Here is a 22,493-nt window from a genome sequence, read left to right on the forward strand (position 1 = left end):
CTTAAATTTTACAGCATAAAAAAAGCAGACCTAGGTCTGCTTTTTTTATGCGCGCTATTTTTTAAATTATATAACCCGTGAGAAGCGAGTGGCATTTATTTGTTTTTGTAAGTGCGCATCAAAGCACATACAAATAATACGAATAAATAAATTCCCTTTTGGTGTTACGCTAATTAGGTTGTTTTCTATTGTTACCATTTCATCGGCAATTAATGGTGCGAGTGCCTCTAAGGCATCTTTAAAGTAGTCATTAAAGCTGATTTTATGCCTGTTCGCGAATACGCTCATATCAAGCTCAAACTGGCAAATAAGTTGTTTAATTGCATCCGCTCGAATAAGGTCATCTTGGGTTAAATGCATGCCTTTATTAATGGCACTGCCTGCTTGCTCATCGATTGTTTGGTAATAGTGTTTTAGCTCTTTCTTATTTTGTAGTATGGCTGTGCCTATTTGCGATATTGACGAGACCCCTAAGCCTAGTAAATCACATTCTCCATGGGTAGTGTAACCTTGAAAGTTACGATGAAGTTGGCCGCTATTTTGAGCAATAGCCAATTCATTATCAACTTTTGCAAAGTGATCCATACCTATAAATTGATAGCCCGCCTGTGTCATTTGCTCTAGGGTATTTTTGAACATAGTGAGCTTATTATGGGCACTGGGTAAATCAGCATCTTTTATTTTACGTTGAGCGGCAAAACGATCAGGTAAATGAGCGTAGTTAAATACTGAAACACGGTCGGGGTCTAAAGCAATCAGTTGCTCAATAGTTTGCTTAAAACTCTCAGGTGTTTGTAATGGCAGTCCATAAATCATATCTGCATTAATTGATTTAAAGCCTAATTGTTTTGCTTGGGTAATTAACTGCTTTACCTCATCAACATGTTGAGGGCGGTTAACAGCTAGCTGAACTTGATCATTAAAATCTTGAATACCAAATGACACACGATTAAATCCCATCTCGCTTAAGTCAATCAGCATATTGTCAGCCAGTGAGCGAGGGTCTATTTCTATACCGCGCTCACAGGTATCGCTAAAGTTAAAGTGTTGCTCTAGTAGCTTTACTAAGCGAGTCATTTGGGCTGCGGTCAAAAAGGTTGGAGTACCGCCTCCTAAATGTAATTGCTCAACCCGATAGTCTTGAAATAGCGGCGCTTGTGCCACGATTTCTTTAGCTAAAAAATCTAGGTAGGTATCAGCTTTAGATTGATGGCGAGTAATGACTTTATTACAGCCACAGTAATAGCAAAGCTGGCTACAAAAAGGAATGTGAATATATAAAGACAAAGCACGGGTTTGCGATGATTCAATAGCGCTAATCAAATCTTGTTGCTGATAGCCGTCAGCTAACGAAAGTGCAGTCGGGTAAGACGTGTAACGCGGGCCCGATACATTGTATTTGTTTATTAAAGTTTGATCCCATTGAGGAAGTTTAATCATCACGCGCACCTTATCTTTTTAGTTGCTGCGTATTGTAAAAAAGGAAAGGGGAAGGGGTTTTGATCTACAACAAAAAAAGATGCCGTAGCATCTTTTTAGTATGTAACGTGGCTGCGTTACATTATGGCGTCTTTTAAATACTGAAATAGCTCTTTGTAGCCTCTCGCAGGCTTTTCTGCTTTTACTTCTTTGGCCGCATTACGCACCAGTTGGCGCATTTTTTGGCGCTCAAGAGCTGGGTATTGTTCAATTGTTTCGTTGATTAAGTCATCGCCTTGCTCAATTAAATCACTGCGCAGCTGCTCAATCTTTTTGATCATAACCTCTGCTTGGTTATTTTTATTAAGCATTACATCAATGATCGCTTTAATTTCTTCAATATTTTCTACTGTACGAAGGGTTTTTGCTATGTAATTTAAGTGGCGGCGGTAGGCATCACTTTTATTACTAATTTTATCGGCAACAACCATTGCTTCTTTTAAATCATCATTAAGCGGTAAGCGTTCGCGCTGCTTTTTACCCATTTTGGCAATTTCAGACCCTAACTGATGAAACTCCTGCGCTTCGCGCTTAAGTTCACTTTTTGATACATATATAATTTCTTCTTCAATTTCAGCAGGCTTGCCTTTTTTCTTCGCCATGGGGTGCTCTTAAGTAAAAATAACTTTATCTATTATACGCGATTCTTTTAGTGATTAATATTAGCTGATGTGGTGCAGTGAGTGTGTTAGCATTTAAATATAAAAAATGTGTGCAACATGGCCTTCAGGGCTCAGGACAGAATTTATGAAAAGCCAACACCAAGATCCAATATATTCGCAAATTTCTCAAGTAAAAGATGCCGTTTCTGAAGTACTCGAACATGCTAAAAAGCTAGGCGCTACTGCTGCAGAAGCTGCTATGTCAAGCACATCAGGGCTGTCGGTAAGTACGCGCATGGGCGAGGTAGAAACCATTGAGTTTAATCAAGACGGTGGTTTAGGCATTAGCGTGTATGTTGGTAATAACAAAGGCTCCGCCTCTACGGCTGATTTAAATCCAAAAACATTGCGAACTGTGGTCGAAAAAGCCATAGATATTGCTAAATTCACTTCAGACGATCCGTGCAATGGTATTGCTGATAAAGAATTACTTGAGTTTTCGCCTAAAGATTTAGATTTATTTCATCCTTGGGATGTAAGCCCTGAGCAAGGAATTGATTTATGTCATGCTGCTGAGCAAGCCGCATTAAATGCGGATGAGCGAATTGTAAATTCTGATGGTGCTAGCTTTTCTTCACACCAAGGGCTGCGAGTGTATGGCAATAGTCATGGTTTAATTGCAGGCTACCCAAGAACACGCCATAGCATAAGCACTATGGTAATAGGCAAAGAGGGTGAGCATATGCAGCGCGACTCAGCCTACACAATTTCTCGCGATCAAGCAGGGCTAAAAGATGCTGCAAGTGTTGGGCTTGAAGCCGCTGCAGAAACCCTAGCTAAACTAAACAGTCGAAAACTAGGTACCATGAAAGTGCCGGTTATTTTTAGAGCCGATATTGCTAACTCATTGTTTGGCCATTTAGTGTCTGCAATCGGCGGTGGCGCACTGTATCGTAAATCCAGTTTTTTACTGGATAGCTTAGGTACACAAGTGTTCAGCAAAACCGTTAATATTTCAGAGCGCCCACACTTACTAAAAGGGTTAGCATCATCACCTTTTGATAGCGAAGGGGTTAAAACTCTAGACAGAGAAATAATACACGGTGGTGAATTGCAAACATATTTATTAGCGAGCTACGCAGCGCGTAAAATGAATATGACGCCAACAGGCCATGCCGGTGGTATTCATAACTGGTTGGTTGAGCAAACCCATCAGGACTTAGCTACACTATTGAAAACCATGGGCACGGGTTTGTTAGTCACTGAACTTATGGGGCAGGGTGTAAATACCGTGACTGGTGACTACTCTCGTGGTGCAGCTGGTTTTTGGGTTGAAAATGGTGAAATACAGTACCCAGTAAGTGAAATAACTATTGCTGGTAACTTAAGAGATATATTTAAAGGTATTTCAGCTATTGGTGGCGATATAGAGCGACGTGGTGGTATTCAAACGGGCTCAGTGCTGATTGAGCAAATGCAAATTGCGGGTGCTTAATACCCATCCACAATAATACTTAATTCAGCGAATTGGTATACACCCACTTTGTTTGCTTAAATTAAGCTTAATTTAAGCAAACTTTCCTTTGAGGTTTTTAAGGTGTGATATGGCTAAAGATAGATATGCGCCAAAACCATTAACCGACATCATGGCCGGGCTAAACAACCGTTTAGCAGCCTATGCGGGAAAAAGCCAAGCATTGGATACACAGCAACAGCTGTTACGCGATTTTTTAGGGCCTAAGCTAGGCGATAAATGTCGAGTAAGTAATTATCGTGACGGCACACTGATGATAGAAGCTGTTTCAGCTCCTATTGCTCTTAGGCTTAATTATTTAAAAATGGATATACAGTCTCATTTTAGAGCCGCAGGTATGGCAGAGCTTGGACAAATAAAAATTACCGCCAATCCACAAGCAACTCAACGATTAAGTAATCGTCCTAAAGCGACAGATAGCCAAGCGACTAACTCTCTTAAAATGAGTGAGCAAACGGCTGATTATTTGAATGCGATCGCCGATTCTGCTCCTCCTTCATTAAAAGAAAAGCTGCAGCGCTTAGCATTACATGGCAAAAGTAAGCCCTAGCTAGCCCTCATGCTAGGCTCTTTTTCACGCTTTGAACAAACGCAAAATACTTTGTTACATATTCGATTTTATTGTTATTTAAATCAGGTTTATTATGCTTAGCTAGTGCTTCCTAAATTAGGTTGTAGCTGATGCGTATTTCATTAAGCAGGTAATAGACTGCATCCTATTGTTGTTTTTTTGAGTTATCAAATCTTAATGAAATGCGTATTTATTCTAATTAATATACGGAATTCTTATGAAAAAAATAACAATGACTGCCGCCAGTATTGCATTGGCGTTAGGTTTGGTTGGCTGCGGCGAAAAGCCACAACAAATGAAAGCAGAATCAACCACAGTAACTGCACCGGTGGCGGCTCCTGGTGCGCTAGGTGTTGATTTACAAAATATGGATAAAAGTGTTCGTGCACAGGATGATTTTTATTACCATGTTAATGGTCAATGGTTAGCAAAAACTGAGATTCCAGGTGACAAGTCTAACTATGGGTCGTTCTCACAGTTATATGATGAATCGCAAAAAGCAATGAAAACAGTGCTTGAAAACGCCAGTGCTAATAGTAGTGCAAAACCAGGTTCAGATGAATATAAGATTGGTGCATTTTATTCTAGCTATATGGCTGAAAATGCTCGTGAAGAGTTAGGTATTTTGCCACTTGAGCCAGCTATTAAAAGCATTGATACAGTGAAAGATAAAGCCGCGTTGGTCACACTGATGGCACAGCTACAAGTTAAAGGTGGCGATCTTCCTTTTGGCTGGTATGTTAATAATGACGCTAAAAACTCAAGTGAAAATGCGCTTTATGCCTATCAAGCGGGACTTGGTTTACCTGACCGCGACTACTATTTAAAAGATGATGAAAAATTCACAAAAATTCGCGCGGCTTATCAAACGTATATCACCGATATTTTAGCTAAAGCTGGCGTTAATAATGCCGCTGATGCAGCCAAAGCGATATTAGCACTTGAAACGACACTTGCTGATGCACAGTGGAGCCGAGTGCAAAGCCGTGATGCAACTAAGTCATACAATAAAATGACGGTAGCTGAAGCTAACTCGCTAATGGGTGAGTTTGATTTAAATGCCTATTTCGAAGCAGTTGGCGTTGATGCTCAAGAGTTAATTGTGCGCCAACCAAGTTACTTTGAAAAATTTGCAGAGATTTTCAACAATACTGACTTAGCTGTTTGGCAAAACTATTTAAAATTCCATTTTGTTAGTAATTACGCGCAGCTACTTAATAAAGATTTAGTGGATTTGAAGTTTAATTTTTACAGCACCACGTTGCGTGGTGTTGAAGAGCAAGCACCACTTTGGAAGCAAGCCGTTGATGCATCAAACAGTGTGCTGGGTGAAATTTTAGGTAAAGTCTACGTTAAAGAAAACTTCCCGCCAGAAGCAAAAGCACGTATGGAAGAGTTAGTTGATAATGTGATTAAAGGCTATTCAGTGGCAATTGAAAACCTTGAGTGGATGAGCCCTGAAACAAAAGTGGCGGCGCAAGAAAAACTCAATAAGTTTACCCCTAAAATTGGTTACCCAGATAAATGGAAAGATTACTCAGATTTAGCGATTAACCCTGATGAACTGGTAGGTAACTATATTCGCTACAGTGAATGGGCTTATGCAGATATGATTGCTAAATTAGGTAAGCCAGTTGATCGATCTGAGTGGCATATGACGCCACAAACAGTGAATGCTTACTACAATCCAGTGAATAACGAAATAGTATTCCCTGCGGCGATTCTGCAGCCTCCTTTCTTTAATTTAGAAGCGGATGATGCTGTTAACTATGGTGCTATTGGTGCGGTTATTGGCCATGAGTTAGGCCATGGCTTTGACGACCAAGGGGCAAAATACGACGGTGATGGCAATTTACGTAATTGGTGGAGCGAGTCAGACCTTAAGCAGTTTGAACAGCGAAGTGCTGCCCTAGTTGCACAGTATAATCAATATAAACCGTTTGAAGATGCCAGCGTTAATGGTGAGCTGACACTGGGTGAAAACATTGGTGATTTAGGCGGCTTAACCGTCGCTTATAAAGCGTATCAGCTATCGCTGGGTGATTCGAAAGCGCCCATTATTGAAGGTTATACGGGTGACCAACGCTTCTTTATGGGATGGTCGCAAATTTGGCGTCGTAAATACCGTGATGAGGCATTACGTAATCGTTTAATGACCGATTCACATTCACCTAGTCATTATCGCGTAATTGGTATTTTGTCGAACATGCCAGAATTTTACCAAGCGTTTGATGTTAAAGAGGGCGATAAAATGTATATCAAGCCTGAAGATCGCGTAAAAATTTGGTAATTTGAGCTTAAACTAATCGCAAAATAAAAAGCCAGTGAGCATGATGCTCACTGGCTTTTTAGTTACTTATATACTTGATGATAAAACTAGCTATATTTCGTTTTTATGGCGCTGATTATCTCAACATTAGCAGCAGGAAAATCATAGTTATCAAGTTCGTCTATGCTGACCCATTCGCTTGGTTGTCCTTCTGCGCCATGAGCTTGACCATTAAAGTTACTGACCACATGCACATTAAGTCGTACGCATTTATCGCCATAGTCATGCTCTATAATGATAAGTTCGCTTGAACTATGAATAGTCAGCCCTACTTCTTCTAGCAGTTCACGTTTTAGGGCTTGAAATACACTTTCTCCAGCTTCAACTTTGCCACCAGGAAACTCCCATAACCCACCTTGATGTTGCTCATCTGCACGTTTACAAATAAACAAATTGTTATTTTTTTTAATTACACCCACAGCAACATTGATGATTACTTTAGTCATTACCTCTCCCTTAAATAGCATAAAAAAAGCGACGCAAGCGTCGCTTTTTATCTAACGTAACAAAGTGGTGTTATTTTAATTTACCACAACATTGTTTGTATTTTTGACCTGAACCACATGGACATGGATCGTTACGGCCAACTTTTGGCTCGCTACGCGCCATAACCTGAGCGCTTTGCGGTGCTTCACCACCTACGTGTTCTGCTTCTTCATGTTGATATTCGCGAGGGGCATTTTCACTTTTACGGTGTTGCTCTTCTACTTTTTCAACATCTTCTTCAGCGCGAACTTGCACTTTACTTAAAATACCGACCACATCGACTTTTAAGTTTTCTAGCATTTCAGAGAATAACTCAAACGACTCACGTTTGTATTCTTGCTTAGGATTCTTTTGTGCGTAACCACGTAAGTGAATACCTTGGCGTAAGTGATCCATTGCAGCAAGGTGGTCTTTCCAATGTTGGTCAAGACTTTGAAGCATAATGGCTTTTTCAAACTGACGAAGTACAGAATCGCCGACCATTTCTTCTTTTTGCTTGTAAGCTTGTTCAACCGCTTCTTCAATACGCTCACGAAGTTTTTCTTCGTACAGTTTATTGTCATCAGCTAACCACTGAGTAATTGGTAACTCAATTAGGAAATCTTGCTTTAAGCGCTCTTCAAGCCCTGGGACATCCCACATTTCAGCTAAGCTTTGTGGGGCAATGTATTGATCAATTACACCCGCGAGCACATCACCACGGATAGCGGTAATCGTTTCTGAAATATCACCTTCTTCAAGCAATTCGTTACGTTGAGAGTAAACAACACGACGTTGATCGTTTGCTACATCATCGTACTCAAGTAGCTGTTTACGCACATCAAAGTTACGTGCTTCTACTTTACGCTGGGCGTTTTCGATTGCGCGGTTAACCCATGGGTGTTCAATGGCTTCGCCGCGTTGCATACCTAGTTTACGCATCATGTTGGTCATGCGCTCACCGGCAAAAATACGCATTAACGCATCATCCATCGATAGGTAGAAACGGCTTGAACCGGCATCACCTTGACGGCCAGAACGACCACGTAATTGGTTATCAATACGACGTGATTCATGACGCTCTGTACCAATAATGTGTAAACCGCCGGCATCAATTACTGCGTCATGGCGAATCTTCCATGCGGCTTTAATTTCGGCAATTTGTTCGTCAGTTGGGTTTTCAAGTTTTTCAACTTCACTATTCCAATTACCACCAAGTACAATATCGGTACCACGACCGGCCATGTTGGTGGCAATGGTGACTGTGCCTGGTAAGCCCGCATCAGAAACAATGTCTGCTTCTTGTGCGTGGAATTTAGCATTAAGTACATTGTGCTTAATTTTTTCTTTGCGTAAAAACTGCGACAAGTACTCAGAGCTTTCAATTGAGATAGTACCTACAAGTACTGGCTGACCACGTTCTTGACAGTCTTTAATGTCTGCTAAAATGGCTTCGTACTTTTCTTCTTGCGTTAGGTACACCAAATCTGCGCGATCATCACGGATCATTGGCTTATTGGTTGGCATAACAACTGTGTCTAAACCGTAGATAGACTGAAACTCAAACGCTTCTGTATCGGCTGTGCCAGTCATACCTGCTAGCGTTTCGTACAAGCGGAAGTAATTTTGGAACGTAATAGAAGCTAACGTTTGGTTCTCGTTTTGAATTTTCACACCTTCTTTTGCTTCTACAGCTTGGTGTAAACCTTCTGACCAACGGCGTCCTTCCATAGAGCGACCTGTGTGCTCATCAATAATGATAACTTCGTTTTCTTTAATAACGTAGTCAACATCTTTTTGGTAAAGCTTGTGCGCACGAAGAGCTGCATAAACGTGACTGAGTAGCGTGATGCTCGCTGCTGAGTACAGTGAATCACCTTCTTCAATTAAGCCGCGCTCTGTAAGTAGCTCTTCAACTTTTATTTGCCCACGCTCAGTTAGGTGAACTTGCTTAGATTTTTCATCGATAGTGAAATCGCCATCACCTTCAATCCCTTCCTCATCTTCTTTTTCTTGTAGTTCAAGTAAAGGAACAATGGTATTTATTTCAGTGTAAAGCTCTGAGCTGTCTTCAGCTGGGCCTGAAATAATAAGCGGCGTTCGCGCTTCATCAATTAGGATTGAATCCACTTCATCCACTACGGCATAAAATAATGGGCGTTGAACGCGCTCATCAATGCTAAATGCCATGTTGTCACGTAGGTAGTCAAAACCAAACTCGTTATTGGTACCGTAAGTGATGTCAGCTGCATAAGCTTGTTTTTTCTGTTGTGGCATCATGCCCGGAACATTACAACCAACGGTTAAGCCTAAAAACTCAAATAGTGGACGGTTGGTTTCAGCATCACGCTTAGCCAAGTAGTCATTTACGGTAATGACATGAACGCCTTTACCTGTTAAGCCATTTAAATATGCTGGAAGTGTCGCGGTTAGGGTTTTACCTTCACCAGTACGCATTTCTGCAATACGGCCTTGTTGTAAAACCATACCACCTAATAATTGCACGTCGAAGTGACGCATACCGTTTACACGCTTTGACGCCTCACGTACCACAGCAAATGCTTCTGGTAGAATATCGCTTAGGCTTTGTCCGTTATCGTAACGTTCTCTAAACTCAGCTGTTTTAGCTTTTAAATCTTCATCTGAAAGCGCTTCTAGTTGCGTTTCAAGTGCATTGATCAGTGCGACCGTCTTTCTTAGGTTTTTAATAGTGCGGTCATTGCGACTACCAAAAATCTTGGTAAATAAATTAGATATCATGATAAAACCGTTACAATGTGTTTTTTTGCTAGCCGTGCATCGGCTAACCCATTTTTTACAATTGATAATTAATGTATTCTTTGAATTAACCTTTAGGACACATTAATTAGCAATTTTGTATTAAGCTGCTTAAAAAGCACTGTTTATTACCTGCGCTACTATACCAGACTCTGCTAAACATCAAACTACCTCAATAAAAAGATCTTCATTTAAAACAGAAAAATGAGATCTCGCTCATAAAAATAGCATTATGTAGCTAAAGTTGATTAGAAATGCCTTAAAGATATGGTGTTGAATAAATTAAAAACAAGAGCAAAGCGCTTAAATTTCACCCTTAAATGCCTTGTTTGTCGCTATCGTTTTTTAATCCTTAAATTGAGCAATAATTTTATTAATTACTCTCGGTAGGTCACTTAAGTTATGCGGTTTATCGGCAGATGTGTATGCACGGAAGCTTTATCATTAAAGAGGTTATTAATCGTAAAAAAGGTGTATGTTAATATCTTCTGTAACCAGCGTTTGCTAATATTATTTTTAGTAGCATAGAGTTAGTCATCTTTTTTATTGCTACATAACACGTTGTTTGAGTTTAATAAAAGGGTAATAAAGTGCAAACCAACAAAGATAACTTAGTAGTCCTTGGTGCTGGTTGGCTTGGCCAAGCCTTATGTATTGATGCACAAAAACAAGGTTGGCAAGTGCAAGGAACTCATCGTAGTGACACCCATCAATTTGATTTTGAGCGTCAGTTTGTTTTACAAAACGGCGAGCTGCAGCACCAAGTGGATTTACAAAACGCGTACTGGGTGTGTGCTATACCTCCGCGCAGTCGTGACAGCGAAAGTGATTATTCGCAAGTGCTGGAGCATGGGTTAAAGCTGGCAACTGAACTTAATTGCAAAGGTTTTTTATTGTGCTCATCGACTGGGGTGTATGATCAAGAGCCTGGAGTTTATAGTGAAAGTAGCGATATATCTGGCACTAACGAGCGACAAATAAAGCTTTATGATGCTGAAGAGCAAGTACTTGAGCAGCAAGGTAAAGTTCTAAGATTAGCCGGATTGTTGGGGCCAAACAGAGAGCCGGGTCGTTTTGTGGCAGGTAAAGAGCTCAACACCTCTAGTCAGCAAGTGGTGAACATGGTGCATCAACAAGATGTGATCAATGCCATTTATGCGGTACTTAACAATTGGTCACAAGGGCAAAGCATTTATAATGTAGTTAACCCTGCGCACCCGAGCAAAGCAGATTATTATGCACAAAAGTGTGAGCTGTATGGCACACAAATGCCAAGCTTTAGTAGTGATGAAGTCGCTGAGCGCAAAGTTATTGGCTCAGCGATAGAAGCGCTGGGTTTTAGTTATCAGTATGGTATTTAACAAGAAGGTAAGGGCGAATTTTTTATAAAGTCGCACAACTTACCTTCACTTAGTAGTCTGTTGGCCGCTTCAATATCGGGGGCAAAGTAGCGGTCTTTGTCGTAATAGCTAACATGTTGGCGTAGCAGCGCCTTAGCATGCTCCACCTGTTCACACGCATGTAGCGGCTTTCTAAACTCTAGCCCTTGAGAAGCACTTAGCCACTCAACGGCTAACACGCCTTGCGTATTATTAGCCATATCAACTAAGCGCCTAGCAGCAAAAGTTGCCATAGAGACATGGTCTTCTTGATTAGCTGAGGTCGGTAAGCTGTCTACCGAAGCTGGGTGTGCTAGTGACTTGTTCTCAGAGGCGAGCGCAGCTGCGGTTACTTGAGCTATCATAAACCCTGAATTTACCCCACCGTTTTCAACTAAAAATGGCGGCAATTTTGATAAATTAGAGTCAATCAGTAGGGCAATACGTCGCTCAGCTAAGGCGCCAATTTCGGCAATGGCAATTGCAAGGTTATCAGCGGCCATAGCAACGGGCTCAGCATGAAAGTTTCCACCTGAAATAATATCCCCCACATCGGCAAAAACGAGTGGGTTATCGGTTACCCCGTTTGATTCACACAGTAATACTTCGGCGGCTTGGCGTATTTGGGTTAAACACGCACCAAGTACTTGCGGTTGGCAGCGCAGGCAATAAGGGTCTTGTACTTTTTCACAATTAATATGTGAGTCACTAATTTGTGAGTGGGTGCTTAATAGCTCTCTAAATACGTGCGCGGTATCAATTTGCCCTTTTTGACCACGAACCTCATGAATACGAGCATCAAACGGTGCGCGACTGCCCATGGCGGCCTCAATACTTATAGAGCCAATAACACAGCTTTGTGCGTACAAATCTTCTGCTCTAAATAAGCCCTGCAGTGCGAATGCAGTAGAGGCCTGTGTGCCATTTAATAGTGCTAAGCCTTCTTTAGCAGCTAATGTCAGTGGCTCTAGCCCTGCAATTTTTAACCCCTGTTCTGCGCTTATTAGCTCTCCTTGATAGCGCATTTTCCCTTCACCTAATAAAGGCAGGCACATATGAGCAAGGGGGGCTAAATCGCCCGATGCGCCCACTGAGCCTTTTTTAGGCACGCATGGGTAGACTTCATTTTTAAGTAGCTGTATAAAAAACTCAATGACTGCTAGACGAATACCAGAATAACCCCGTGATAAAGAATTTACTTTTAGGGTGATCATTAATCTGACCGTGCTGTCATCCATTAATTCGCCAATGCCCGCAGCGTGTGAAAGCACAATACTGCGTTGTAATAGTTCTAGCTCATCATTCGCTATTTTTGTATTGGCTAATAAACCAAAGCCGGTATTAATACCATATACAGTACGCTGCTCGTTTATTACGTCTTGAACGGTCTGGGCACTGGCTGCTATTTGTGTAGCGGCCTCAGTTGCCAAAGTTAAATCTACGGCCGATTGATTAATTTTTCTTAAGGTATGTAATTCAAGCTGACCCGGTGTAAGTGTGTATGAAATCATGACTTATCCTTGTTAAGCATAGGTAGGTCTAGGTTTTGTTGTTGTGCACAATTTTTTGCAATGTCATAACCGGCATCGGCATGGCGCATCACACCGGTAGCAGGATCATTCCAAAGCACTCTTGCAAGGCGTTGCTCTGCTTCATCGGTACCATCGGCAACAATAACCACACCTGAATGCTGGCTAAAGCCCATACCTACACCACCGCCATGATGAAGCGATACCCAAGTAGCACCGCCTGCGGTATTGAGCAGGGCATTTAATAAAGGCCAATCAGAGACTGCATCGGAGCCATCTTGCATGCTCTCTGTTTCACGATTAGGACTAGCTACTGAGCCTGAGTCAAGATGATCGCGGCCAATAACTACCGGTGCTTTAAGCTCACCGTTTTTAACCATTTCATTAAAGGCAACCGCTAGACGCGCTCGGTCTTTTAAGCCAACCCAACAAATACGTGCAGGCAATCCTTGAAATTGAATTCGCTCATGCGCCATATCAAGCCAGTTATGCAAATGCTTATCATCAGGAATTAGTTCTTTTACTTTTGCGTCTGTTTTGTAAATATCTTCGGGATCGCCTGAGAGTGCTACCCATCTAAATGGGCCAATGCCTTCACAAAATAATGGACGAATATAAGCAGGTACAAACCCAGGGAAATCAAATGCATTTGCTACGCCTTCTTCGAGCGCCATTTGACGAATATTGTTGCCATAGTCGGTAGTTGCTGCGCCTGCATCTTGTAGTGCCAACATCGCTGTTACTTGAACTGCCATTGATTGTTTGGCTGCTTTCACCACTGCTTGTGGATTATCGATTCGCATTTTTGCTGCATGCTCCATACTCCAACCTTGTGGTAGGTAGCCGTTAAGCGGATCATGGGCTGAGGTTTGATCGGTGACTATATCGGGAGTAATACCACTTTTTACTAAGGTACTAAAAACATCAGCCGCGTTACCAAGTAAACCCACAGAAAGCGCTTCACCTTTGACACAGGCATCGGTTATTAATTTTAATGCATGCTCAAGATCTGTGGCTTTTACGTCGACGTACCCTGTTTTTATTCGAAAATCGATACGGCTTTCATCACATTCCACCACTAAGGCACTAAAGCCTGCCATGGTTGCAGCTAATGGTTGTGCACCGCCCATTCCTCCCAGGCCACCTGTTAACACCCACTTACCTTTGGCATCGCCTGAAAAGTGTTGTTTTGCCATAGCTACAAAGGTTTCGTAAGTGCCTTGCACTATGCCTTGAGAGCCAATATAAATCCAAGAGCCAGCGGTCATTTGGCCGTACATCATCAAGCCTTTTTTATCTAACTCGTTAAAATGTTCCCAGTTAGCCCAATGCGGAACAAGGTTAGAATTTGCAATTAGTACCCGCGGTGCGTTGCTATGAGTTTTAAATACCCCCACCGGTTTACCTGATTGCACTAATAGGGTTTCGTCATCGTCAAGGCGCTCAAGCGTCTCAATTATTTTGTCGTAGCTTGGCCAGTCACGGGCAGCACGGCCAATCCCGCCATACACCACCAAAGCTTGAGGGTGCTCGGCAACATCAGGGTCTAAATTATTCATTAGCATGCGTTTAGCTGCTTCGGTTTGCCAGCTTTTTGTAGATATTTGATTACCATGCTGTGCGCGAATTGTGCGTTGTGTGTCCAGTCGATGATCCATTGTTCACTCCTGTTAAATTTAAGTGTTATGCGCTTTATTATTATTTTTAAATGTTAATTGTCCGCCCAAGCGATACTTACTGCCCGGCGATATAAGCCGTGCAAAACTAACAATTCCGTTTACCGACCATGTGCGGCGTATTACTTGTAAACAGGGCTCTTCATTATATAAATTAAGCCATTGGCACATTTCACTGTTTGGCGTAATAGCCTCTACCGTATGCCTCGCTTGCGTTAAAGGGGCAACTGTTGAGAGATATTCGTGCGGGGTAAGTGCGGTAAAATCTTGTTGTAAATAATCTTTTGCAAGGGGTGGATTTACAAAGCGCTCCTCTACTTGCAAGGGACTGTCGTTTTCATTATGAATAATGACACTGCGATACACCACGCTATCTACCTCTACACCCAAAGCAATTGCAATTGGCGCGACGGCATTAATCGATTCTAATACTTGCACTGTGCAGCTGTAGTTTCCGTTTCGCTCTTTTACTTCATTGGCGATGTTTTTTATTTCAAGTAATGACGACTGAGACTTGAAGCTTGCTACAAACGTTCCTAGGCCTTGGCTACGGGTTAAAATGCCCGCATCAGTGAGTTCGCTAAGTGCCCGACGTGCGGTCATTCTGCTTACTGTAAATTGTTTTGCTAGTTCATTTTCTGAAGGGACACGTTGGTTTTCAAGCCAAAGCCCACTGCGTATTTTGTCCACAATAAATTGTTTTATTTGCGTAAACTTAGGTGCTGGCATAAATATTTTTAGTATATTAAAAATAAACAATACCTAGTAAGATGGCATAATCATCTTGTATATACAAGATGTGTTTTTAAACTCGTTTGAACACTATCGCGGAGAGACTTATGCAAGCTACAGAATCCACAGAACAGTTAAATGATATCGATTTATTACTCACCGATGCCAATATTGCCACTATGGATAGCAACATTGATGCGCCTTATGGAGCGATAGAAAATGCGGCTTTAGCAATTAAAAATGGCAAAATAGCATGGTTAGGTAAGCAAACTGAGTTGCCTGACTTTGATGTATTAGCCACTCCGGTAGTAAGTATCAAAGGACAGTGGTTAACTCCGGGTTTAGTGGATTGCCATACTCACTTAGTGTTTGCCGGTTCTCGTGCACAGGAGTTTGAGCAGCGTTTACAGGGGGTAAGTTATCAGCAAATTGCCGCGCAAGGGGGTGGGATTGCAAGTACAGTTAAAGCAACCCGAGAGGCTGACCACGAACAATTATTTGTAGCAGCAAAAGATCGTTTAAATGCACTGCTAGCTGAAGGTGTCACTACGGTAGAAATTAAGTCAGGGTACGGGCTTGATATAGAAAATGAGAAAAAAATATTAGAAGTCGCTAGGCTTTTAAATCAACATCATCCTATTGAAGTCATTAATACCTTTTTAGGCGCGCATGCATTGCCTTTAGAGTTTAAAAATCGCAGTGATGATTATATAAATTTAGTGTGTAATGAAATGCTCAACACACTTGTTGAACATGATTTAGTCGATGCGGTTGACGTGTTTTGTGAGGATATTGGCTTTAGTTATGCGCAAACGCAGCGAGTATTTGATGCGGCTAAAAAGCTGGGGTTAGCAATTAAGTGTCATGCTGAGCAGTTATCCAATCAACAAGGTGCTGCGCTGGTGGCGCAATATAATGGTTTGTCGGCCGATCATTTGGAATATCTTGATGAAGCCGGTGTTAAAGCTATGGCAAATGCAGGTACTGTGGCGGTATTACTGCCCGGTGCTTTTTATTTTTTAAAAGAAACGAAATACCCTCCGATTGAACTGTTAAATAAATACAAGGTTCCCATCGCAATTGCCAGTGATTTTAACCCCGGCACATCACCGTTATGTTCTTTGCAATTAATGATGAATATGGCTTGTACATTATTTAATTTTACTCCAGAGCAAGCATTAATGGGAGTCACTGCACACGGAGCTCAGGCTCTTGGTTTTACTGATAGAGGCGTATTAAAAGTAGGTGCTCGCGCTGATATAGCACATTGGCAAATTGAGCATCCAGCACAATTAAGTTATCAGTTTGGAGTAAATAAACTGTTAAATTTATGGATATTGGGTAAACTTAGCTAATTATAAGACTTAACTCTTAAACCCATGTTTTATTTAATGTCAGTGAGTACCTCAGCTATGGATGGAACGTTATTGAGCTACAGTAATTTAGCTATATTTTTAAGTGGTGCGCTTTTAATGGCAATGGTTGCTGTATTGTTAACCGTTAAAAGTAACGTAATAAGACTCATCCTTTTATGCACCGGGCTGATTGGTTTAGCTATGGTTAGTACTGCCATTCCTTGGTTTGTTGTGTTATTGGCTCTGGGGTTTGGTTTTCATTTATATCAAGCGAATTTACTAAAGCAAAAACTCCCATTACTTGTTAGTGCCTGTGCAACAGGGTTACTTGCTTTATTATTTATTGGTTACCTCTTTTTTACGCTACATTTAGCTTGGTTACTTATTCCAATTTTACTGCTCAGTAGCAGTAGCTTTTCAATGGATAATGCACCTCAGATTGCTCCACCCTTAAAGCCGCAAACCGACCCTGAGGTGTATGTTGAAAACTCACCTTTAACTAGCTTCCCTGATAAACAACAGTTACGTCAAAAATATAATGAGCTTATTAATGAAGATTCATTCAGAGCTGCACTTATTGTTTTAAGATTGGAGGGCTTTGCGCAGGTTAATCAACACATTGGCCGAGATTTTGGTGATTTACTCTTGTCTCAGTCGGCAAATAGAATAAAAGACTTATTAAATAGTGATGAAGTGTTTTATCTTGACGAGCAGGCTAAGTTAGCGCATTTGGGTGGGTTAAACTTTGCATTTATTTGTGATTTACAAAGCCATAATCATTTACATCAACAGCTTATAAAGCAAATTATTGGCGCGACTTTAAAGCCATTCAATGTAGCTAATTGTACGATTGAAGTAAAAGTAAGAGCCAGTTATGTACATTGTGAGCAGCAAAGCAGTAGCTTTGATGAGTTAATCAGTCATGCTTACTTGGCACTTGATAGCCGACCTGATAAACAAATAGTGGCTTATCATCAGCAGATGACGGTTGAGCACTTAGAGCAGCAAGCGCGATTAACTGAGCTGGCGAATATCAGTTTTGCTGATGAGTTTGAACTGTTTTTTCAACCTGTGATTCGAAATAGTGATGGCCAAATCGAATTTTTAGAATTGCTATTACGTTGGCAGCATCCAACTCAAGGGACTTTGTCGGCGAGTCGATTTATCAATGATATTAGAATTGCAGGGCTTGGTTACTCACTCGCTACCTTTGTTATTGAACGTGCTGGAGAGCTTGCCATGGCACTTCGTATGGAAGGAATGTCGGTACCTTTAAGTGTTAATTTATTTGGTCCGGAAATGCTCAACGAAGAGTTTGTGGATTTTGTTTATGGGGTTATTGGTGAGCATCAACTCAGGCCTGGTGATTTAATTTTAGAATGTCCGCTACATATTTTTACTAGCTTAGATGATAAAGGCAGAGCCATGATTGCAAGGCTTAATAGTTTAGGTTTAAAAGTGTGTGTTGATGGTTTAGGTGACAACCCTGTATTACTTTCTAAGTTACCTAGTTTAGCGGTGGAATATATTAAAGTATCGCCTGCATTAACTGCAGACTTTAGTAATCAAAATAATATACGTAGTTTAGTAGGTGGCATGGTTGAAATGCATAACCAGCAACAGACGAAAGTTATTTTTGAAGGTGTTGAAACACTCGATCAACTAAAGTTTGTAAAAAGTCTAAAAGCCTATGCTTCACAGGGATACTATTTTGGACACCCATTGAGCAGTTTAGGATTAATGAGTTGGTTTAAGCAATGGTTAGAAGCACAAGAACTTTAAGTGTGTTTTAAATGCTTAGTTTTGTTTGTAAATAGGTATTAACTAAAGCACTGATCACTTGGCCACACTGTAATTTACCTGCAGTTATAGAATGAGAGTGTTGTGAAGGTGCTGCTTCGCATAAGTGTAAATAAGCACTGCGCGGATCATTTGCAGCTAAGTAAACATAATGCTCACCATCGCTGACATCAAAACCACAGTAATTAAAGGCACTTGCAGGCATATTGGTTAAGCTATCTAAATCAACTTCTATCCCTAGCGGTGCGTTATCAAACCTTTGGAGTGCATGGGTGGTTGCTTCTGTTAAGTTTATTTCTCGCTTCACATTAATTGTTTGATAGCTTGTGTAGCTAAAGTTAGCGCTCTGCATAGCATCAAAAATAGGCTGATTGTTTTTTAGCTCATGTAAGCCAATAACATGGTAATTCTTGAGCAGCTGCTCTTGGTAAGCGTAGCGAAACCCATTACCACTGTGCCTACCTTCACACTCACGAAAGTCGGCATGAGGATCTAAATTAATCGCGTTAATTGCGCTATGGCTATGTTTGGCAAGCGAGCGAATAATACCCAAACAGTTATTGTGTCCGCCGCCAATAATAATAGGTTCAAGGCCCGCTTTAAAAACCATGTCTAAAATTGCTTCAACTCGCTCATCTACTTCAGCGCACAGCTTACGCAATTGGGCTAAGTCGTTTGGATTATGATTATCAAGCGGTTGGGCTTGTTGCATTAAATCGTCGAGGTTGACTTCGCCAAGCAGTAACACTTTTTGCATAGCGATGGCATTATTGTGAGGTTGGTTTAAAAACTGTTGTAAAAAAGCAGGCCAAGCATACTGTGCACCGCCTTTTCCTAGGTTGGCTCTCGGTCCAATGTCTTCACATATGCCGAGTAAGACAAAGCGCATACCAAATTGTACGGCATCAGCAAGCGCTTGTTGGATATTGTCGCGGGCATCGAGTAATGCCATCGACTGCCATGCTTTTAGCTCTCCAGCACGGTCAGAGCAAATTTCCTTTACCGTGCTTTCGTTATATATTTTAAGCTGAACAGTCACACTAAAGTTCTATTATTTCTAGCTCTAATTCTTCAGCAGAAAGTACAATACCTGTACTGTCGGCATAAACAAAGTCATCATCAAAAAATGATACGCCAGCAAAATTAACCCCTATACCGCTTTCGCCCGCGCCTTCACTGTCTGCTGCAACAGGAATTGATGCAATAGCTTGGATCCCTAAATCAAGTTCTTCAAGCTCATCAACGTGACGTAATGCACCATATACGATAATGCCTTGCCAATTGTTTTCTAGTGCCAGCTCAGCCAGCTCAATGTCGATTAATGCTCTGCGAGTTGAGCCGCCGCCATCAATAAGTAAAATCTGATCAGTACCATCTTGAGAAAGTAATTGGCGGATCAGTTCATTGTTTTCAAAACATTTTACCGTTTTAATGCGGCCACCAAAACTGTGTCGACCACCAAAGTTGATGAACATAGGTTCAAGCACGTCAACCACATCAGCAAAGTGGTCACATAAATCAGAAGTGCTGTAATCCATTATTTTATCCTCAAAAGATACATAAGTTAGTAACTCAGTATACCCTCCTTATAGGCAATAACAACGACTTAATCGCAGTAAATTTAGCCATAATTAGAACTAAATCAACTATAAGAATAATAATTCTTTCATAAACTTGTCATTTATTCACAACAAGATTACAAACAGGTGTATTGCATCTTTGATGCAGTTGCACTTTTCCTCTTCAGTGGCAAGAGTTGTAAAATTGAGTAATACTGTGGTTAGGCCAATGGTTTAATATTGTCCATTTGTTTAAAAGGAGTTTGTAAATGGTTAAATTTTACCGGCGACCCCTTTTATTTTGTTCAAACTTAATGATTTAAATAAAATGAAGCATCACGTTATACTGCGCTGGCAAATTTAATATAGGTATTTACAATGAATTTTTTACAAAATCTGACGATAAAACGCCGTTTGCAACTAAATGCCCTAGTTGTTGGCTTAGCAATGATTGTCATGCTATGCATTATCATTTATGAAGCACGTGTAATGCTTAAATTAAATGAAACAATTCAATACGCCGAAGAGCTTGATGTGCATGAGCTTTCGATGCGTAAATATGAAAAAGATTTTTTATTTTATAAAGATGAAAATAGCTTAGATTTATTCACCAATGAATATAAACAGCTTCAGCTAAAACTGGGGAAACTATCTGTTTTATCAAACGATTTAGATATTGCCATTGCTCAGGTTAACCAATTTGAGGCGCTTGCAAAGCAGTATTATGATGACTTTCAAGTTGTTGTTAATTTACAGCGAAAGATAGGTTTACACCCTAAAGATGCACTCTATGGCGAATTGCGTGAGTCAGTACACAACATTGAAACACTGCTGAACCAGCAAAATAATTATAAATTACTTACTACTATGCTGCAGCTACGCCGTGCTGAAAAAGACTTTATGTTACGTTTAGATACCAAATATTTAGACCGATTTAATAAATTGGGTGATGAGTTAAAACAACAAATAAATACCGCAGAAATACCTAGTAATATACGCAATCAATTAACCTCATTAATGACTAATTACCAAGGCAAATTTACCGCACTAGTCGATGCACAAGTCGCCTTAGGGGTTGATTTAGATTCGGGTGCTCTTGGGAAAATGAGAGTTAGTGTTAAGAAAAGTGATGATGTGGTTACTGCCATTACTACGGCCACTAAAAAGCAAGTGAGTGAGACAGCTCAGCAGGCGCAATTATTAGCAATAGCCATATTTATAGCTGCCAGTATTATTGTTATGGTCCTTGTGTATTTAACTAGCCGCTCAATAATTCAGCCTATTGAGAAAGTTTATCAAACTATTGACAAGATAAGACGAAACAATGATTTAAGCTTATTCATAGAGCACAAAGGAGAAGATGAAGTCACTAGGATGACCATAGATTTTAATAGCTTGATTAGCGACTTTAAAGATCTTATCTATGAAGTAAATACTGCTCTGACAACGCTTAATATAGCAACGGGTAACTTATCTGAAACAACCTCAGCAACTAGTTCTGGCATGCAAGAGCAATTGCATGAAGCGGACATGGTGGCAACGGCAGCCACAGAAATGCAAGCAACGATTCAAGATATTTCACATAATACAGAAGCTGCAGCTAAAAAAGCTGAATCAACCAATGTAAGTGCTCAACAAGGTCAAGTTGAAGTAGAGTCAACCATTAAACATATTAATGCTTTGTCTGATTCGCTTGGTAAGGCCTCTAGCGTGGTGTCACAGCTAGAAAAAGATGGTGAAACCATTGGCTCTGTACTTGATGTAATTCGTGCCATTGCAGAACAAACTAATTTACTGGCTCTAAATGCGGCTATTGAAGCAGCAAGAGCGGGTGAGCAAGGTCGTGGTTTTGCGGTTGTTGCAGATGAGGTGCGCTCACTTGCACAACGCACGCAAGAGTCAACTAGCGAAATTGAAGGTATTATTAACACCTTACAACAGCGTACCCAAGAGGTAGTGAGTATTATGCATCAGTGTCGTACTCAGGGTGGTGAGAGTGCAACACAAGCAACAAAAGCGGGTGAATTGCTAGGAGCAATCACTGTTGATGTGCAAACGATTATGGAAATGAGTACACATATAGCCACTGCTATTGATGAACAGAGTCAGGTAGCATCAGAGGTTAATAAAAATGTAGTCCGTATTCGAGATATTGCTGAAGGAGCTGCCGCTCACTCACAAACTAATGCGCAAACCAGTGAAGAGGTATCTGAGCAATCAAGGGTGCTTCATCAAGCAATCTCAAAATATAAAGTATAACTTTCCATAGAAAAAAGTGGCTTAATTGCCGCTTTTTTCTTACTAACTAAGCAGAAGCATCCCCACTGGCGCTAAGGTACAAATTTTATTGGTACGCTGTCTTTGTTATCTTCATACTGTTTAACACGTTCTAAATATGTGTCCCACAAGCTCGCTTTCTCAGCCTGCAGCTTAGCAAAATATTGCCAGCTAAATAGCCCGCTATTATGACCATCGTCAAACTCTAAACGTAATGCGTAATGCCCTACGGGTGTAATGGTTTTAATAGCCACAGCTTGTTTATTAAGTACCAACTTCATAGGTTCAGAGCCATGGCCTTGAACCTCGGCTGAGGGAGAGTGTACCCGTAAAAACTCCGCACTGAAGGTTGTCTCTGAATGATCATCAAAAAACACATCTAAATTTTTACTTACACTATGATAGTGCACTTTAGTTACTTGTTTCAT

The 22,493-nt window shown here is 40.8% G+C and carries 17 protein-coding genes; 7 read left to right on the forward strand and 10 right to left on the reverse strand.

Annotated elements, in window-relative coordinates; all coding sequences use genetic code 11:
• Nucleotides 1-66: 66 nt before the first annotated feature.
• Nucleotides 67-1,440: an oxygen-independent coproporphyrinogen III oxidase gene (gene hemN, locus PUND_RS01360; RefSeq protein WP_010390381.1), complete on the reverse strand. Its 1,374-nt coding sequence runs from the start codon at nucleotides 1,438-1,440 to the stop codon at nucleotides 67-69.
• Between the two features lie 116 nt (nucleotides 1,441-1,556).
• Nucleotides 1,557-2,081, reverse strand: a complete 525-nt coding sequence (gene yjgA, locus PUND_RS01365; protein WP_010390384.1) for a ribosome biogenesis factor YjgA — start codon at nucleotides 2,079-2,081, stop codon at nucleotides 1,557-1,559.
• Nucleotides 2,082-2,226: 145 nt separating this feature from the next.
• Here yjgA and pmbA point away from each other — a divergent pair, with 145 nt between their 5' ends.
• The 3 genes from pmbA (at nucleotide 2,227) to PUND_RS01380 (ending at nucleotide 6,476) form a co-directional block, all read left to right on the forward strand.
• A complete protein-coding gene (gene pmbA / locus PUND_RS01370) occupies nucleotides 2,227-3,576 on the forward strand; it encodes a metalloprotease PmbA (protein WP_010390387.1) in 1,350 nt (449 codons plus the stop codon).
• A 109-nt stretch (nucleotides 3,577-3,685) separates the two neighbouring features.
• Nucleotides 3,686-4,165 (forward strand): DUF721 domain-containing protein, encoded by a 480-nt coding sequence (locus tag PUND_RS01375; protein ID WP_010390388.1) that lies wholly within the window; start codon nucleotides 3,686-3,688, stop codon nucleotides 4,163-4,165.
• 238 nt (nucleotides 4,166-4,403) lie between these two features.
• Nucleotides 4,404-6,476 carry a M13 family metallopeptidase gene (locus PUND_RS01380; RefSeq protein ID WP_010390389.1) on the forward strand — a complete coding sequence of 691 codons (2,073 nt, stop codon included), beginning with the start codon at nucleotides 4,404-4,406 and terminating at the stop codon, nucleotides 6,474-6,476.
• Nucleotides 6,477-6,562: 86 nt separating this feature from the next.
• Here the strand turns inward: PUND_RS01380 and mutT are convergent, their stop codons facing one another.
• Together mutT and secA are read right to left on the reverse strand one after the other, a co-directional pair.
• Nucleotides 6,563-6,961 (reverse strand): 8-oxo-dGTP diphosphatase MutT, encoded by a 399-nt coding sequence (gene mutT / locus PUND_RS01385; protein ID WP_010390390.1) that lies wholly within the window; start codon nucleotides 6,959-6,961, stop codon nucleotides 6,563-6,565.
• A 70-nt stretch (nucleotides 6,962-7,031) separates the two neighbouring features.
• On the reverse strand, nucleotides 7,032-9,740 hold the full coding sequence (gene secA, locus PUND_RS01390; RefSeq protein WP_010390391.1) for a preprotein translocase subunit SecA: 2,709 nt from the start codon (nucleotides 9,738-9,740) through the stop codon (nucleotides 7,032-7,034).
• A gap of 608 nt (nucleotides 9,741-10,348) precedes the next feature.
• Here secA and PUND_RS01395 point away from each other — a divergent pair.
• A complete protein-coding gene (locus PUND_RS01395; protein ID WP_010390392.1) occupies nucleotides 10,349-11,119 on the forward strand; it encodes a Rossmann-fold NAD(P)-binding domain-containing protein in 771 nt (256 codons plus the stop codon).
• On the opposite strand, the gene hutH is transcribed toward PUND_RS01395, so the two are convergent.
• The 3 genes from hutH to hutC are packed head-to-tail and all read right to left on the reverse strand — an operon-like array spanning nucleotide 11,116 to nucleotide 15,071.
• Nucleotides 11,116-12,648, reverse strand: a complete 1,533-nt coding sequence (gene hutH / locus PUND_RS01400; protein WP_010390394.1) for a histidine ammonia-lyase — start codon at nucleotides 12,646-12,648, stop codon at nucleotides 11,116-11,118. The genes PUND_RS01395 and hutH overlap by 4 nt on opposite strands.
• Nucleotides 12,645-14,324, reverse strand: a complete 1,680-nt coding sequence (gene hutU / locus PUND_RS01405; RefSeq protein ID WP_010390396.1) for a urocanate hydratase — start codon at nucleotides 14,322-14,324, stop codon at nucleotides 12,645-12,647. The genes hutH and hutU overlap by 4 nt, the downstream gene beginning before the upstream one ends.
• Before the next feature lie 18 nt (nucleotides 14,325-14,342).
• Nucleotides 14,343-15,071: a histidine utilization repressor gene (gene hutC, locus PUND_RS01410; RefSeq protein ID WP_010390397.1), complete on the reverse strand. Its 729-nt coding sequence runs from the start codon at nucleotides 15,069-15,071 to the stop codon at nucleotides 14,343-14,345.
• 110 nt (nucleotides 15,072-15,181) lie between these two features.
• Between hutC and hutI the strand changes: the two genes are divergently transcribed.
• Together hutI and PUND_RS01420 are read left to right on the forward strand one after the other, a co-directional pair.
• Nucleotides 15,182-16,429: an imidazolonepropionase gene (hutI, locus tag PUND_RS01415; RefSeq protein WP_010390398.1), complete on the forward strand. Its 1,248-nt coding sequence runs from the start codon at nucleotides 15,182-15,184 to the stop codon at nucleotides 16,427-16,429.
• 57 nt (nucleotides 16,430-16,486) lie between these two features.
• A complete protein-coding gene (locus tag PUND_RS01420; protein WP_010390400.1) occupies nucleotides 16,487-18,211 on the forward strand; it encodes a GGDEF domain-containing phosphodiesterase in 1,725 nt (574 codons plus the stop codon).
• Between the two features lie 7 nt (nucleotides 18,212-18,218).
• Here the strand turns inward: PUND_RS01420 and PUND_RS01425 are convergent, their stop codons facing one another.
• Nucleotides 18,219-19,268: a formimidoylglutamase gene (locus PUND_RS01425; RefSeq protein ID WP_010390401.1), complete on the reverse strand. Its 1,050-nt coding sequence runs from the start codon at nucleotides 19,266-19,268 to the stop codon at nucleotides 18,219-18,221.
• A gap of 1 nt (nucleotide 19,269) precedes the next feature.
• Nucleotides 19,270-19,767 carry a ribonuclease E activity regulator RraA gene (gene rraA, locus PUND_RS01430; protein ID WP_008465762.1) on the reverse strand — a complete coding sequence of 166 codons (498 nt, stop codon included), beginning with the start codon at nucleotides 19,765-19,767 and terminating at the stop codon, nucleotides 19,270-19,272.
• Nucleotides 19,768-20,166: 399 nt separating this feature from the next.
• Here rraA and PUND_RS01435 point away from each other — a divergent pair, with 399 nt between their 5' ends.
• Nucleotides 20,167-22,047, forward strand: a complete 1,881-nt coding sequence (locus PUND_RS01435; protein WP_010390403.1) for a methyl-accepting chemotaxis protein — start codon at nucleotides 20,167-20,169, stop codon at nucleotides 22,045-22,047.
• Nucleotides 22,048-22,118: 71 nt separating this feature from the next.
• On the opposite strand, the gene PUND_RS01440 is transcribed toward PUND_RS01435, so the two are convergent.
• Nucleotides 22,119-22,493 carry a gamma-butyrobetaine hydroxylase family protein gene (locus PUND_RS01440; RefSeq protein WP_010390405.1) on the reverse strand — a complete coding sequence of 125 codons (375 nt, stop codon included), beginning with the start codon at nucleotides 22,491-22,493 and terminating at the stop codon, nucleotides 22,119-22,121.

It is taken from the genome of Pseudoalteromonas undina (genome assembly GCF_000238275.3).
Classification (GTDB): domain Bacteria; phylum Pseudomonadota; class Gammaproteobacteria; order Enterobacterales; family Alteromonadaceae; genus Pseudoalteromonas; species Pseudoalteromonas undina.